Consider the following 13,706-nt stretch of genomic DNA (forward strand, 5'->3'; position numbering starts at 1 on the left):
GGCCTCACCCTCCGGGGGCCCCCCTGGTGGCCGCTGGGGGGCCGCCGGTCCGGGTGGGCGATACTGGGTTCGAACCAGTGACCTCTTCGGTGTGAACGAAGCGCTCTCCCACTGAGCTAATCGCCCGGACGCAGGAAGAACATTACCCCATGTCAGGGGGTGCGTGTGACGCTCACTGGTCCTTGATCTTCCACGGCATGACGATGCCGAACTTCCACAGGTAGAAACCGACGATCACGCCCACGATCACCAGCCCGACCGACGTCAGGATGATGTTGCGGCGCCGCACCCTGGGGTCGAGGGCCCGATGGGCGGCCTCCGTGACCTTGCGCTTGGTCCAGCGCAGCACCAGCTGCGCCCAGACGAACTCCGTCGCCCAGATCGCCATGCCGCCGAAGATCACGACCCAGCCCGGCCCGGGCAGGGGCAGCATGATGATGCCGGCCACGACCACCGCGAGGCCGATGATGAAAACGCCGACCTGCCAGCTCAGATGCAGCGCGCGACGCGCCTTGATGAATTCCGGCGCCCGGGAGCCGAGGCCCCGGTCCTGCTCGCCGTGCACCTCGCCCGTCCCCGATTCGTCCGACGCCATGGCCACCTCGCCCGGCTCGTTACTCCCCGTATTCATACGGACGAACACTACCGGAGCGAAACCAGTCACCGGAATGGCCGCATGCCGCGAACGATCTCTCGGCCGGAAGAGTTACGTAAAGGCACGCAAAACACTCAGAGGGGTTTACAACGGCACCGTAGGTGGCATGTCGATTTCGCCGACGTGCGAATCCCCGAGCGCACACTGAGCGAAAGGCCCTGGCGCTTATGAACACCACGGTCAGCTGCGAGCTGCACCTGCGCCTCGTTGTGTCGAGCGAGTCATCCCTGCCTGTCCCCGCAGGCCTGCGGTACGACACGGCCGACCCCTACGCCGTGCACGCCACCTTCCACACCGGAGCCGAGGAAACCGTCGAGTGGGTGTTCGCCCGCGACCTCCTCGCCGAGGGACTTCACCGCCCTACGGGCACCGGCGACGTCCGTGTCTGGCCGTCGCGCAGTCATGGTCAGGGCGTCGTGTGCATCGCCCTGAGCTCGCCGGAGGGCGAGGCCCTGCTCGAGGCCCCGGCGCGGGCCCTGGAGTCCTTCCTGAAGCGGACCGACGCCGCCGTGCCCCCCGGCACGGAACACCGGCACTTCGACCTCGACCAGGAGCTCTCGCACATCCTGGCGGAAAGCTAGGGCGAGGCGCTCACCAAGCCGCCCGGCGCCGTCGACTCGGGGAGACGGCTCGGGCTCGGACAACCGCATACGGGATGACACCGGCGCCGGTACCGCGGCTCACGCGGCTCGGCGCCGGTTCGCGTGCCCGCCACTCCCCCGGTACCTCCCCTGCCCGTGCCCGCGGGAACCACGGCGGGCCCGGCGGCGTTCTATTCGAAGCCATGTGCGGGCATGAGGGCGGTCCGGCGGCGGTGGAGCCGTTACCATCGGCCAGCATCGGCGGGCGCCCGCCCGACCCTCAGGCCAGGGAGCGAATCGTGCTGATCACCCACGACACCCGGTGCGCCCTCGACACCGTGGTCGATCTGGTGAACACCGCACCGGAGGACGACACCGCCGCGGACGGGCTGCCGGACGTGGCGGCCCTCGCGGACTTCGTGCGCAACCACGAGATCAGCGACGTCGGGGTGCTCTCGGAGTTCGACCTCTCCGCGGTGCGCAGGATCCGCGAACGCTTCGCCGCCGTCTTCGCGGCCCCCGACGCCCGGAGCGCCGCCGGACAGATCAACGAGCTGGTCGCGGCCGCCGGCACCACCCCCCGGCTCACGGATCACGACGGCTACGACTGGCACGTGCACTACTTCGCGCCCGGTGCCTCGGTCGCCGATCACCTGGCCGCCGACTGCGGGATGGCGCTGGCCTTCTTCGTGGTGGCCGGGGAGCAGGAGCGGCTGCGGCGGTGCGAGGCGCCCGACTGCCGGCGCGCCTTCGTCGATCTCTCCCGCAATCGCTCGCGGCGGTACTGCGACAGCCGTACCTGCGGTAACCGTCTGCACGTGGCCGCGTACCGGGCGCGCCGCAAGGAGGCGGCGGGCTGACAGCCGCCGCAGGTCCGCGAGGCCGGGAAAGAGTGCCGGCGCGGACCCGGCGGGTGGCGCCGGGTCCGCGGGTTCAGGCTCACAGCAACAGCAGATCGTGCAACGAGGCCATGAGCAGCAGGCACCCGATCACCGCCAGGAAGATCATCAGCGGTGGCTGGGAGAGGGCGAAGAGGCAACCGCGCGGCTCGTCCTGCCCGGGACGTGGCTCGTCCCGCGGGGGGTGCGGCCGGTCCTGCGGCGGTGCGGGGTGGCTCTGTTTCGTCGTGTCCAGCATCTCGCGGCGATGATGACGCAGTCGCCCCGCCGGGCGCGATCGGCGACGTCGTCACGTGCGGGAGTGCGCCGATTCCGTGAGGTCCGGTTCGGGTTGTGATCACTTCCGCGCACCGGCGGACCCTCTGTGACGATTCAGCCCCGGGCGGGCCGCTCGGTCAGATGCCGTGCTTCTTGAGGATGGCCTCGATGTCGCTGAAGTCGTCGTCACCACGGGAGGCGGGGGCGGGACGGGGGGCCGCAGCCGGGCGGCTCCCCTGGGCGAGACCGGGTGTCGAGGCCGCCGGGGCCACCGCGCCGGGCCGCTCCGCCGCGCGGGCCGCGGCCCTGCGCTCCTTGCGGGTGCCGCCGCGACGGCGCTCCACGGCTCGTGTGGTGATGAAGAGCACCCACGCGAGACCGAGCACACCGAATCCGGCCCAGGCCGTCGGGCTGAACGCGGTGTCGGCCAGCCATTCGACGACCCCCGTCATGACGAGGCCGATCGGGACGAGCGCGTAGGCGGCGACGCGGACCGCCGCGAGGTAGCGCTTGCGGTACGCCGTGATCACCGCGATGCCCAGGCCTGCCGCGGACACGGCGGAGCAGACGGTCTCGGCAATCATCCGGTCCTCCAGGCGTGGCGCGGTCGGGTCGGGGCACTTCGTCCCTTCCATCCTGCACCCGCCCCACCCCGGCGGGCCATGGTCCGCTCCGACATCAGGGACATCTCCGGGTCGTCTCCTCCGCAGGTGCCGGTGCGCTGCGCCCCCCGCCGCCACTGCTGGGAGACTGTCGGCATGAGTGACTCCACCCCCGACCGTTCCACCGCTCCCGTCCTCGAGATCTGGTGCGACCTCCAGTGCCCGGACTGCCGTACCGCGCTGGACGATCTCCGTGCCCTGCGCGCCCGCTACGGCGACCGTCTGGAGCTGCGGCTGCGGCACTTCCCGCTGGAGAAGAACAAGCACGCCTTCGCCGCCGCCCAGGCCGCTGAGGAGGCCTGGGAGCAGGGCCGGGGATGGCCGTACGTGGAGGCGCTGCTGGGGCGGGTCGAGGAACTGGCCCGTGCGGGTGAGCCCTTCCTGGTCCAGCTGGCCCGCGAACTGGACCTGGACGCCGAGGAGTTCGACACCGCACTGGTCGACGGCCGGCACATCCTGATCGTGGACGCCGACCAGGCCGAGGGCAAGGCGCTCGGCGTGACCGGCACCCCGACGTACGTCATCGGTGGTGAGCGGCTGGACGGCGGCAAGAGCCAGGAGGGGCTGCGCGAGCGGATCGAGGAGATCGCCGACCGGCTGCTGGCCGGGCAGGAGCGCTGACCGCCCTCGCCCGGCTCCCGGGCCGTTACAACAGCGGCTTGTACAGGGCGTACTGCGTCGTCTCGTAGCCGAGCGACGCGTAGAGCCGTTCGGCCGGGGTGTTGCCGGCGAAGACGTTGAGGCCGAGGGTCCGCCTGCCCTCGGCGATCGTCTGTGCTTCCGCCAGGAGCATGAGCGTGCGGCCGTGGCCCTTCCCCCGGTGGGCGGCGTCGACCTCGACGTCGAAGACGAACGCGCTGTCCTCGCGTACCGCCAGCCACAGCGTGCCGACCGGTGTGCCCAGGTGTTCGACGACGCTGATGAGCATGCCGGGGGTGGCGAGCCCCTCGGGCAGGAGGGTGGCGTGGTCGCGCTGCGATTTGGCCCGGGCCTCGGCCTCCGGGACGCCCCGCTCCATCCAGCCGCGGGCGTAGTGCTCCTTGCCCTGCTCCAGCCAGGGGCCGAACTCCGCCTCGGTCATGGGTCGTGCGCGACTGCCCTCCGGCAGGTCGGGCGGGGTGTCACCGAGAGGCTTCTCCATGCCGCGGTTGCGGAGGACGTAGCCGAGCGCCGTGGCGAGCCGGAGTCCTGCCGTGGACTCGGCGGGGACCGTCGTCTCGATGCGGCGGCATCCCCAGCCGCGCACGACCTCCTCCGCGGCGAGCGCGGCCACGGTGCCGCGGCCGCGGCCGCGGTCCGGTTCGTCGATGCGCAGCTTCATGATCCGGGCCACCGCCGCGCCGAAGACGGGGTGGGTGCCAAGGTGTATCGCCCCCACGGGACGGCTGTTCACGCACACCTGGAAACGGCGTGAGCGCGTCCCGTCGTCGTTCTGCTGAAGCGGCTCGGTCGGCCGCAGGGTCGTGGTCATCAGGGGTGTTCTACCCGCAACCACGGCCCCGGTCAGCCGATTATCCGGGCGGTTCACGGGTCGAGGTCGTTCCCGGACCGCTCCTCGAAGATCCGCATGGCCTTGGCGGTCACCGGGCCCGGCGCGCCGGGCAGCTCACGGCCGTCGACGCGGTGCACGGCCTGCACGTCCCGCAGGGTGGAGGTCAGGAAGATCTCGTCGGCCCGCTCCAGGACGTCCAGCGGCAGGTCGGTCTCGATGGCGCCGGTCCATTCGGCCGTCAGCGCGCGTGTGATGCCTGCGAGGCAGCCGGAGGCGAGCGGCGGCGTGTGGATCTCACCGTCGAGGACGACGAAGACGTTCGACCCGGTGCCCTCGCACAGCCGCCCCACGGTGTTGCCGAACAGGGCCTCGGAGGCGCCCTGTTCGCGGGCGCGGGCGAGGGCGACGACGTTCTCGGCGTACGAGGTGGTCTTCAGGCCGGTGAGGGCGCCGCGCTCGTTGCGGGTCCAGGGGACCGTGATCACGGCGGTGGAGTCGGGGCGGCGGGTCGTCTCGCCGAGGGCGACGACGAGGGTGGGGCCGTGCTGGCCGCGGTCGGAGCCGAGGGGGCCGTGACCGCCGGTGTAGGTGATGCGCAGCCGGCCGAGCGGCGCGGGGTTGGTCTCCAGGACGGCGGCGCAGGCGCGGCGCACCTCGTCGTGGTCCGGGTCGGGCAGGCCCAGGCCGCGCGCGGAGAGGGTCAGCCGGTCGAGGTGCCGGGTGAGCGCGAAGGCCCGGCCGTCCACGGCCTTCACGGTCTCGAAGACGCCGTCGCCCACGGTCAGCCCGTGGTCGAAGACGGAGACACGGGCGGACTCGATGTCCCGCAGCCCGCCGTCGAGCCAGATCTTCACGTCAGGTCCTCTTCCCTCGCCTCGTAGGTTCCCGACGCTATCGCGAGCAGCCGGGCCGCTTTCAGTTCGGTCTCCCGCCACTCCCCCTCCGGGTCGGAGCCCCACGTGATGCCGGCGCCGGTGCCGAACCGCAGCGTGGCGTCGGACCGGTCGATCCAGAAGGTACGGATGCCGACGGCCAGCTCCCCGGTCCCCCGGTCGGCGTCCACCCAGCCGATCCCGCCGCAGTAGGGGCCCCGGGGCGCCGTCTCCAGGGCGTCGATGATCCGCAGGGCGCTGGACTTGGGCGCGCCGGTGACCGAGCCGGGCGGGAAGGCGGCGCCGAGCAGTTGGGCCCAGCCGGCCCCGTCCGCCAGCTCGCCGCGGACCGTCGAGACGAGATGGACCAGCCCGGGGTGCTTCTCCACGGCGCACAGGTCGGGCACCGTGACGCTGCCCGTGGCGCAGACCCGCCCGATGTCGTTGCGGACGAGGTCCACGATCATCACGTTCTCGGCGTAGTCCTTCTCCAGCAGGTCCGCCTCGGTCCTGCCGGTGCCCTTGATGGGCCCGGACTCGACGGTCCGGCCGTCGCGCCGCAGGAAGAGTTCGGGGGAGGCGGTGGCGATCTCCACGCCGTGCCCCGGCAGGCGAATCGTTCCGGCATAGGGGGCCGGGTTGCCCCGGGCCAGCAGCGCGGTGAGCGCGTCGACGTCGGCGCCGGGCGGGACGGGCGCGGACAGCACCCGGCACAGGTTCGCCTGGTAGACCTCCCCGGCCGCGATGTGGGCGCGGATCCGCCGCACGGCGGCCGTGTACGCGGCGCGGTCGAGCGAGGACGTCCAGTCGCCGGCGGCCGGTCCGTGCCACGCGCCGGGCACGGGAGCCGGCACGTGCGCCGTCCGGACCTCCGCGAAGCGGGCGCAGGCCAGACGGCCCTCGAAGTCGGCGCAGACGGCCCAGAAGCCGCTGGACTCCAGGGCTTCGGGATCGTCGGTGACATCGAGGAGCCCGGTGGCGACACGGTCACCGAAGCGGGCCAGAGGAGGGAGGTCGAGCACGCAGTCGAGTCTAGGCGGGTGTCCCGCGGGTGACCGGGGGATGTCTCCCCGGGCGGCCCTGTGACGTCGCTGAGCAGGGGAAGCGCAGCACGCTGCACAAACGCGTTTTTGTACTGGCCCCGGAATCCGCTAGAGTTCAACACGTCGCCGGGCCGCGAGAGCGGACCGAACCGACAGGCGGACGTAGCTCAGTTGGTAGAGCGCAACCTTGCCAAGGTTGAGGTCGCGAGTTCGAACCTCGTCGTCCGCTCGAAGGAAGAGGGGGATCCCGGTCCCCCGCACTCCTGGTGGAGTGGCCGAGAGGCGAGGCAACGGCCTGCAAAGCCGTCTACACGGGTTCAAATCCCGTCTCCACCTCCAAGGACGATTAGCTCAGCGGGAGAGCGCTTCCCTGACACGGAAGAGGTCACTGGTTCAATCCCAGTATCGTCCACTGGATCTTCGAGATCCGCCCCGCGCGATTAGCTCAGCGGGAGAGCGCTTCCCTGACACGGAAGAGGTCACTGGTTCAATCCCAGTATCGCGCACGCAGTGCCCATGACCCGTCGCTGATCGTGGTCATGGTCCCGAGGACGATTAGCTCAGCGGGAGAGCGCTTCCCTGACACGGAAGAGGTCACTGGTTCAATCCCAGTATCGTCCACATCACACCGGAGCCCCCGGCCGTTCTCGGCCGGGGGCTCCGGTGATGTCACGACCTCACGTCACGAAGAGAACAGCATGTGGCCGAAGCTCTTGTGTCGGTGGTGACCGTGGTGGCCGTGGCCGCCGTGCGGGGCGCCCCAGGCGGGAGCCGGTGGGGCCGGGTAGGCCTGCGGGGCGGGCGGGGGTGGCGGAGCCGGCTGGGACCACTGGGCCTCCAGACGGGTCAGCGATTCCAGCTCGCCGTAGTCGAGAAAGATCCCTCGGCAGCCGCTGCACTGCTCGATCTGGACACCGTTGCGGTTGTACGTGTGCATCGGCGCACGGCACTTCGGACACTGCATGGTCGTTCAACTCCTCGCCGGTCGGTCCTGCTTCACCTCTCGCCAGGACAGACTCTGTCCCGCTGTGATCGGTTGCACCCTACTTCGCGTGGTCCTGCGCCGACTGCGGCGGGACGGCGGCCATTCGGTCACAGGCGTCCACGACCGACTGTTCCACCTCGTCCAGTGCCCGGCCGGCCGCGGCCGCCTTGGCCACGGCCCGGGCCGCGGTCTGCGCGGTGAGGGCACGGGCCGCGACGTCCAGAGCGGGCCAGGGATCACCCTCGGCGGGGACGGCCGGGCCGCCCGCCTGCCGGTAGGCGGTGAGGAACCGGTCCCACGCATCGGGCGGGAGCAGGCCGCAGGCGTACCAGGCGGCGGGGCGGGCGAGGTCCCAGGCGGGTGTGCCGACGCCGAGGTCGTCCACGTCTATCAGCAGCCAGGGGCCCGCCGGGGCGGGGTGGCGTACCAGCTGGCCGAGGTGGAGGTCGCCGTGGCAGAGGGTGCCGGTGTGCGGCATCGGGGCCTCGCCCCTGGACCAGGGCGGGAGGGTGGCCCAGGCGCGCAGCACCGGGGCGGCAGCGGGATGCGGGCCGGCCTCGCGGAGCCGGGCGATGGCTCGGGCCGCCTTGACCGGGCCGCGCATGGCGGGCAGGTCCGCGGGGGCCGGGGTGCGGTGCAGGCGGGCGAGCAGAACGGCGGCGGCCTCCCAGGGGGCGGCGTCCGGATCGCCCGGATCCACGGGGGTGCCGTACGGCCAGAACGTCACCGGGCGGCCGTGCAGGGCGACCGGGGTGGGGTGCAGCGGGGGCAGGAGAATGCCGGGGTGCCGGGCGGCGAGGGTGAGGCGGGCGGCGAGTTCGGCCGGGTCGGTGCCCGGGGGGTGGGCCTTCGCGACGGTGTCCGCGTGCCGCACCACCAGACCGTCGGGGCGGTCGGCGAGCGTGGCCGCGCCGCAGGGGCAGGCCGATGAGCGCGTGTGGGCGGCGGCTCGGGCCTCGGCGGTGAGATCGGCCAGGAGCGGCCCGGGGGCGGAGTTCACCGGCTGAGGGTACGTGCAGACGCAGGCCCCGCCGTAGGAAACCGCACCGTTCCGGTGCTCGGCGCCCGCGGGGCAAAAGCAATGCCGGCGCAGCTCCCCAGCTGCGCCGGCATTTTTGCCGTCCGCCGCACCCCCGTCCCCACGGGGTTTCATGGGTGGGATGTCCCCGCCCGGACCGCTCTTCCGGGCCTGGGGTCGCCGCTCAGCGCCCCAGCATCTCTCCCACGGACGACGCCTGTGTGGCCACTGTCTCCCACCCGTCGAAGACGAGGAGGAGCAGGACCGCCAGGGGAAGGGCCATCAGCGTCGCCACCACCGGGTGGCGTCGGCCCGGGCGGCGGCGGAACGCGGCGGCGTACACCTTGCGTCCCTCTGCGCGGAGCAGCGTCCGCGGAGCCGTCTGGGCCATGGCCCCTCTCCTGACCGTGATCGGTTGTCGTTGACAGCGGCGGGCGTCTGACCTCGGGGGACGAGTGCTGCCACCCGCCGCTTGACCTCAAATCTAGGCGTCGGGGTCGCTTAGGGCGTCATGCCCTCGTACCGATTGCCGGGCCTCCCGGAGGATGAGTCGCCACCTGCGGCGTACTCCCCTGGGTGGAGACGGGGACACGGGTCTCAGGGTCTTCCCCGACGGGACGCCCGGATCGTTCCGGTTTGCCGGTGCTTTCCTCCCGTGGAACCGGCTGTTCCGCCAGGGTCGGCACCGGATTCGCCATGCGGCGGCGGTACGTGCGAGCGCCCCTCCCCCACTGCCCACACGGTGTGGGGGGGGGGAGCCCCGCCGGGTGACTTCGCTCACTTCCACGACACCTCGGCGCCCCGCCGTCTCCACCCTGCGGCCCGCCCCGCTCACCACCACCACTGACGTGTGCGTCGTGTTCCCGGCGTCCACGACCATCTCCACACGATCACCCTGCACAGGACCAATCCCCCGTCGGGGACGGGCGGTTGGGAGCACCCGCCGGATGAAGTCCGCCTCCTCGCGCCCTCCCTGACCACCTTTCAAGTCTCCCGCCCGCCACTGACAATCCATCACCCTGAGAGGGCGCGGCCTCTGCGCGCGGGCGGCCGTGGAAACGTAAGCTGTGGCTCGTCACAGGACCGGGCAGCGGGGATGAACATGGCGATGATGCGCCTGAGGCGCGAGGACCCGCGCGTCGTCGGCTCGTTCAAGCTTCACAGACGGCTCGGCGCGGGTGGGATGGGCGTGGTCTACCTGGGCTCCGACAAGAAGGGGCAGCGGGTCGCGCTCAAGGTCATCCGGCCCGACCTGGCGGAGGACCAGGAGTTCCGTTCACGGTTCGCCCGGGAGGTCTCGGCGGCCCGGCGGATCCGCGGCGGCTGCACGGCCCGGCTGGTGGCGGCCGACCTCGACGCGGACCGCCCCTGGTTCGCCACGCAGTACGTACCCGGCCCTTCCCTGCACGACAAGGTCGCGGCCGAGGGGCCGCTCGGCGCCGCCGATGTCGCGGCCGTCGGCGCCGCCCTCTCGGAGGGCCTGGTCGCGGTGCACGAGGCCGGGGTGGTGCACCGGGACCTGAAGCCGTCCAACATCCTGCTGTCCCCGAAGGGGCCGCGGATCATCGACTTCGGCATCGCCTGGGCCACCGGCGCCTCGACGCTCACCCACGTCGGCACGGCGGTCGGCTCGCCCGGCTTCCTCGCGCCGGAGCAGGTGCGCGGGGCCACCGTCACACCGGCCACGGACGTGTTCTCGCTCGGCGCCACGCTCGCGTACGCCTCGATGGGCGACTCGCCCTTCGGGCACGGCAGTTCCGAGGTGATGCTGTACCGCGTCGTGCACGAGGAGCCGCAACTGCACGGTGTGCCCGACGCGCTGGCACCGCTCGTCCGGGCGTGCCTGGCCAAGGACCCCGAGGAGCGGCCCAGCACGCTCCAACTGTCCCTCAGGCTCAAGGAGATCGCGGCCCGGGAGTCGCAGGACCTCGCCGGTGTCCGGCCGCCCGCACCGCGCGGTGCCGAGTCCGACCGCCCTGCCGACACCTACCCCGAGCGGACCCGGCGTCCGCAGGGGCCGCAGGGCGTGGGGGCGTCCGGGGCGCAGCGGGGCCGGAGCACTCCCCCGCCGCGGGGTGGGTCGCCGTCCCGGGACGGCCATGGGGCGCCGGAGGGTACGCCTCCCCCGAGCAGGGGCGGATCGCGGTCGGCCGGGGGCGGTCCCCGTTCGACGGGTGGCGCGGGGCGTGGCCGGGCTCCGGTGCGCGGATCCGGCGCCTCGCGCGGCGCCCCGTCGCGGTCGGGGTCGCGGCCGACGCCCACCGGGCGCAACGGTACCCGCCCGGGCAGCGGCAGTCGCCCCGCCCCGCACAGCGGCACCGGGCGCCCGGCGTCCCGGAACACGGGCACCAAACTGCGGCCCGCCAACCCGCGGCTGCTGCGGCAGCGGCTGTTCGTCTTCGTCGTGGTGACGCTGCTGGTGGCGGTCGGCATCGCCCTGGTGCAGGGCTGTCAGGGCCCGGCCCGGGGACTGGGCGGCGACGGGGGCGGCGTACGGCAGGAACAGGTCCGGCAAGAGCAAGTCCGGCAGGACGGCTCTGCGCGGGACTTCTAGCCGTGGGACGACGGCCCGCTGTTCCGCGGGCCGTCAGAGCTCCGGCAGGATCCGTTCGAAGAACTCCCGGTCACCGTCGAAGACCGGGTCCAGCGCCAGGAACTCCCGCGGGGTGACCCAGCGGGTCTCGGCGACCTCGCGCGGGTCGGGGACCACCTCGCCGGTGCCGGCGCGGGCGGTCCACCAGTGGAGGCGGAAGCGGTGGTCGTCGGTCTCCGACTCCCAGACCTTCGCCTCCGGCACGACGGTGAGGCCGACCTCCTCGTGCACCTCCCGGACGACCGCCTGCTCCTGGGTCTCCCCCGGTTCCACCTTGCCGCTGACGGGCTGCCAGTAGCCGGGGCGGACGACCGCCGGTCCGCGCCGCACGGCGAGGAGACGGTCGCCGCGCAGGAGGACGGCGACGACGGCCTCGCGCTGCGCCATGGACGCGTCCTAGACCTGAGGCCGGCCGGTGGCCACGGCGTAGAAGGCCACGGCCGCCGCCGCGCCCACGTTGAGGGAGTCGACGCCGTGGGACATGGGGATGCGGACCCACTCGTCGGCCGCGACCAGGGCCTGGGTGGACAGGCCGTCACCCTCGGCGCCGAGCATGAGCGCCACGCGGTCCATGGTGTGCGGCGCGGCCTCGTCGAGGGACCGGGCCTTCTCGTGGGGGGTGAGGGCGAGGAGCGTGAAGCCCGCCTCGCGGACCGACTCCAGGCCCTTGGGCCAGGTGTCCAGCCGGGCGTACGGGACGGAGAAGACCGCGCCCATGGAGACCTTCACGCTGCGGCGGTAGAGAGGGTCGGCGCAGTCCGGGGAGAGCAGGACGGCGTCCATGCCGAGGGCGGCGGCCGAGCGGAAGATGGCGCCGATGTTGGTGTGGTCGTTGACCGACTCCATGATGACGACGCGGCGGGCGGTGCGGAGGAGGTCGGCGGCCGTGGGCAGGGGCTTGCGCTGCATGGAGGCGAGCGCCCCGCGGTGCACGTGGTAGCCGGTGACCTGCTCGGCGAGCTCCGGGCTGACGGCGTAGACCGGGGCCGGGAGTTCGTCGATGACGTCGCGCATGACGTCGACCCACTTGGCCGACAGCAGCATGGACCGCATCTCGTAGCCGGCTTCCTTGGCCCTGCGGATGACCTTCTCGCCCTCGGCGATGAACAGGCCCTCGGCGGGTTCGCGCTTGCGGCGCAGCTCCACGTCGGTCAGGCCGGTGTAGTCGCGCAGACGCGGGTCGTCGGGGTCCTCGACGGTGATGAGATCGGCCACAGGGTGATACTGCCTTGTCCTGGGTGCGGTGCCAACGGCTCGGTACGGGTTGTGTTACCCGGGGTTACTTTCGGGATGCGGGGGTCTTGGGGCCGACCTTCACGACGTCGCCGATGACGATCACGGCCGGGGGCTTCACGTCCTCGGTCCGCACCGTCTCGGCCACCGTCGCGAGCGTGGCGTCGACACGGCGCTGGCCGGCCGTCGTGCCTTCCTGGACCAGGGCGACGGGGGCGTCCGGGGACTTGCCGTGGGCGATGAGCGTCTCGGCGACCTTGCCGATGGTGCTGACGCCCATGAGGATCACGAGCGTGCCGGTCAGCTTGGCCAGGGACGGCCAGTCGACCAGGGAGCGCTCGTCGTCGGGGGCGATGTGGCCGCTGACCACGGTGAACTCATGGGCGATGCCCCGGTGCGTGACCGGGATGCCGGCGGCGCCCGGGACCGAGATGGAGCTGGAGATGCCGGGCACGACCGTGCACGGGATGCCGGCCTCGGCCAGGGCCTGGACCTCCTCCATGCCGCGGCCGTAGACGAAGGGGTCGCCGCCCTTGAGCCGGACGACCGACTTGCCCTGGCGCGCGTGCTCGATCAGGGCGTCGTTGATGGCTTCCTGGGCCATGAACCTGCCGAAGGGCAGTTTCGCCGCGTCGATCACCTCGACGCCCGGGGAGAGTTCGGCGAGCAGGTCGCGCGGGCCGAGGTGGTCGGTGATGACCACGTCGGCCTCGGCGAGCAGACGGCGGCCGCGCACGGTGATCAGGTCCGGGTCGCCGGGTCCGCCGCCGACCAGGGCGACTCCGGGGGTGCGGGTGCGGTGGTGCGGGGCGACGAGCGTGCCGTCGCGCAGGCCCTCGACCACCGCGTCGCGGATGGCGGCGGTGTGGCGGGGGTCGCGCCCCTTGGCGTCGGTGGTGAGGACGGCGACCGTGACGCCCTCGCTGTGGCCAGTGGCCGGGGTCCAGGCCGTCGCCCGGTCGGCGTCGTCGGAGCGGACGCACCAGACGCGGTGCCGCTCGGCTTCGGCCGAGGCGGCGGTGTTGGCCTCGGGGTCGCTGGTGGCGATGAGGGCGTACCAGGCGTCGGCGAGGTCGCCCTCCTGGTAGGAGCGCCGCTGCCAGGTGATCTCGCCGGCGTCCGCCATGGCCTCGACGGACGGAGTGGCCTCGGGCGACACGAGGAGGACGTCCGCGCCGGCCGCGATCAGTGCCGGCAGGCGGCGCTGGGCGACCTGGCCGCCGCCGAGGACGACCACGCGGCGGCCGGTGAGGCGGAGGCCTACGGGGTAGGCGGGGTGTTCGGCCATGGGGTGCGGCTCCTGTTGCGGCGGTGTTCAGTGCCCTGACGTGCGGATTTTAATGGGCGGGCGGGAGAGCGGCTCGGGCGGTCCGGTGGCTGGGCACCCGGTCGCCCGTCGGCGGGTGGTCCGTGGG

16 protein-coding genes, 6 tRNA genes and 1 pseudogene are annotated in these 13,706 nt (G+C 72.7%); 9 read left to right on the forward strand and 14 right to left on the reverse strand.

Annotation, left to right across the window (positions count from 1 at the left end):
* Window positions 1–54 precede the first annotated feature (54 nt).
* Window positions 55–126, reverse strand: a tRNA-Val gene (locus AB0I06_RS20440).
* A 46-nt stretch (window positions 127–172) separates the two neighbouring features.
* Window positions 173–631 (reverse strand): TIGR02611 family protein, encoded by a 459-nt coding sequence (locus tag AB0I06_RS20445; protein WP_363120237.1) that lies wholly within the window; start codon window positions 629–631, stop codon window positions 173–175.
* 191 nt (window positions 632–822) lie between these two features.
* Here AB0I06_RS20445 and AB0I06_RS20450 point away from each other — a divergent pair, with 191 nt between their 5' ends.
* Window positions 823–1,236 carry an SsgA family sporulation/cell division regulator gene (locus AB0I06_RS20450; RefSeq protein WP_004002642.1) on the forward strand — a complete coding sequence of 138 codons (414 nt, stop codon included), beginning with the start codon at window positions 823–825 and terminating at the stop codon, window positions 1,234–1,236.
* Between the two features lie 299 nt (window positions 1,237–1,535).
* Window positions 1,536–2,096: a CGNR zinc finger domain-containing protein gene (locus AB0I06_RS20455; RefSeq protein ID WP_363120238.1), complete on the forward strand. Its 561-nt coding sequence runs from the start codon at window positions 1,536–1,538 to the stop codon at window positions 2,094–2,096.
* Window positions 2,097–2,175: 79 nt separating this feature from the next.
* On the opposite strand, the gene AB0I06_RS20460 is transcribed toward AB0I06_RS20455, so the two are convergent.
* Window positions 2,176–2,373 (reverse strand): hypothetical protein, encoded by a 198-nt coding sequence (locus AB0I06_RS20460; RefSeq protein ID WP_363120239.1) that lies wholly within the window; start codon window positions 2,371–2,373, stop codon window positions 2,176–2,178.
* Between the two features lie 157 nt (window positions 2,374–2,530).
* The gene (locus AB0I06_RS20465) at window positions 2,531–2,977 is read right to left on the reverse strand and encodes a hypothetical protein (protein ID WP_363120240.1); all 447 of its coding nucleotides are present in this window, start codon (window positions 2,975–2,977) and stop codon (window positions 2,531–2,533) included.
* Window positions 2,978–3,151: 174 nt separating this feature from the next.
* Here AB0I06_RS20465 and AB0I06_RS20470 point away from each other — a divergent pair, with 174 nt between their 5' ends.
* Window positions 3,152–3,676: a DsbA family protein gene (locus AB0I06_RS20470; RefSeq protein WP_363120241.1), complete on the forward strand. Its 525-nt coding sequence runs from the start codon at window positions 3,152–3,154 to the stop codon at window positions 3,674–3,676.
* Window positions 3,677–3,701: 25 nt separating this feature from the next.
* Here AB0I06_RS20470 and AB0I06_RS20475 read toward each other — a convergent pair whose 3' ends face one another.
* The 3 genes from AB0I06_RS20475 to AB0I06_RS20485 are packed head-to-tail and all read right to left on the reverse strand — an operon-like array spanning window position 3,702 to window position 6,441.
* On the reverse strand, window positions 3,702–4,526 hold the full coding sequence (locus tag AB0I06_RS20475; RefSeq protein WP_363120242.1) for a GNAT family N-acetyltransferase: 825 nt from the start codon (window positions 4,524–4,526) through the stop codon (window positions 3,702–3,704).
* 53 nt (window positions 4,527–4,579) lie between these two features.
* On the reverse strand, window positions 4,580–5,401 hold the full coding sequence (locus tag AB0I06_RS20480) for an aminodeoxychorismate lyase (protein ID WP_363120243.1): 822 nt from the start codon (window positions 5,399–5,401) through the stop codon (window positions 4,580–4,582).
* Window positions 5,398–6,441, reverse strand: coding sequence for a chorismate-binding protein (locus AB0I06_RS20485; protein ID WP_363120244.1), 1,044 nt, complete (start codon window positions 6,439–6,441; stop codon window positions 5,398–5,400). Before AB0I06_RS20485 ends, AB0I06_RS20480 begins: the two co-directional genes overlap by 4 nt.
* 177 nt (window positions 6,442–6,618) lie before the next feature.
* Here AB0I06_RS20485 and AB0I06_RS20490 point away from each other — a divergent pair.
* The 5 genes from AB0I06_RS20490 (at window position 6,619) to AB0I06_RS20510 (ending at window position 7,083) form a co-directional block, all read left to right on the forward strand.
* Window positions 6,619–6,691: transfer RNA gene (locus tag AB0I06_RS20490), tRNA-Gly, on the forward strand.
* Between the two features lie 36 nt (window positions 6,692–6,727).
* Window positions 6,728–6,801, forward strand: a tRNA-Cys gene (locus AB0I06_RS20495).
* Between the two features lies 1 nt (window position 6,802).
* A tRNA-Val gene (locus tag AB0I06_RS20500) sits at window positions 6,803–6,874 on the forward strand.
* A 22-nt stretch (window positions 6,875–6,896) separates the two neighbouring features.
* Window positions 6,897–6,968: transfer RNA gene (locus AB0I06_RS20505), tRNA-Val, on the forward strand.
* A gap of 43 nt (window positions 6,969–7,011) precedes the next feature.
* Window positions 7,012–7,083, forward strand: a tRNA-Val gene (locus tag AB0I06_RS20510).
* A 61-nt stretch (window positions 7,084–7,144) separates the two neighbouring features.
* Here the strand turns inward: AB0I06_RS20510 and AB0I06_RS20515 are convergent.
* The 4 genes and pseudogenes from AB0I06_RS20515 to AB0I06_RS20530 form a co-directional block, all read right to left on the reverse strand.
* Window positions 7,145–7,426 carry a zf-TFIIB domain-containing protein gene (locus tag AB0I06_RS20515; protein WP_311684290.1) on the reverse strand — a complete coding sequence of 94 codons (282 nt, stop codon included), beginning with the start codon at window positions 7,424–7,426 and terminating at the stop codon, window positions 7,145–7,147.
* 79 nt (window positions 7,427–7,505) lie between these two features.
* Complete coding sequence (locus AB0I06_RS20520) at window positions 7,506–8,447, reverse strand: aminoglycoside phosphotransferase family protein (protein ID WP_363120245.1); 942 nt, start codon at window positions 8,445–8,447, stop codon at window positions 7,506–7,508.
* Between the two features lie 202 nt (window positions 8,448–8,649).
* Window positions 8,650–8,856 (reverse strand): hypothetical protein, encoded by a 207-nt coding sequence (locus AB0I06_RS20525; protein ID WP_363120246.1) that lies wholly within the window; start codon window positions 8,854–8,856, stop codon window positions 8,650–8,652.
* A 202-nt stretch (window positions 8,857–9,058) separates the two neighbouring features.
* Window positions 9,059–9,366, reverse strand: a pseudogene (locus tag AB0I06_RS20530) (hypothetical protein); the annotation flags it as partial.
* A 195-nt stretch (window positions 9,367–9,561) separates the two neighbouring features.
* Between AB0I06_RS20530 and AB0I06_RS20535 the strand changes: the two are divergent.
* Window positions 9,562–11,019, forward strand: coding sequence for a protein kinase (locus AB0I06_RS20535; protein ID WP_363120247.1), 1,458 nt, complete (start codon window positions 9,562–9,564; stop codon window positions 11,017–11,019).
* Between the two features lie 33 nt (window positions 11,020–11,052).
* Here the strand turns inward: AB0I06_RS20535 and AB0I06_RS20540 are convergent, their stop codons facing one another.
* From AB0I06_RS20540 to cobA, 3 genes are all read right to left on the reverse strand, one after another.
* Window positions 11,053–11,445, reverse strand: coding sequence for an NUDIX domain-containing protein (locus AB0I06_RS20540; RefSeq protein WP_363120248.1), 393 nt, complete (start codon window positions 11,443–11,445; stop codon window positions 11,053–11,055).
* A 9-nt stretch (window positions 11,446–11,454) separates the two neighbouring features.
* On the reverse strand, window positions 11,455–12,273 hold the full coding sequence (locus AB0I06_RS20545) for an RNA methyltransferase (protein WP_363120249.1): 819 nt from the start codon (window positions 12,271–12,273) through the stop codon (window positions 11,455–11,457).
* A 64-nt stretch (window positions 12,274–12,337) separates the two neighbouring features.
* The gene (gene cobA, locus AB0I06_RS20550) at window positions 12,338–13,579 is read right to left on the reverse strand and encodes a uroporphyrinogen-III C-methyltransferase (protein WP_363120250.1); all 1,242 of its coding nucleotides are present in this window, start codon (window positions 13,577–13,579) and stop codon (window positions 12,338–12,340) included.
* Window positions 13,580–13,706: the final 127 nt, after the last annotated feature.

It is taken from the genome of Streptomyces sp. NPDC050674 (genome assembly GCF_040654575.1).
In the GTDB taxonomy this organism is placed as follows: Bacteria; Actinomycetota; Actinomycetes; order Streptomycetales; family Streptomycetaceae; genus Streptomyces.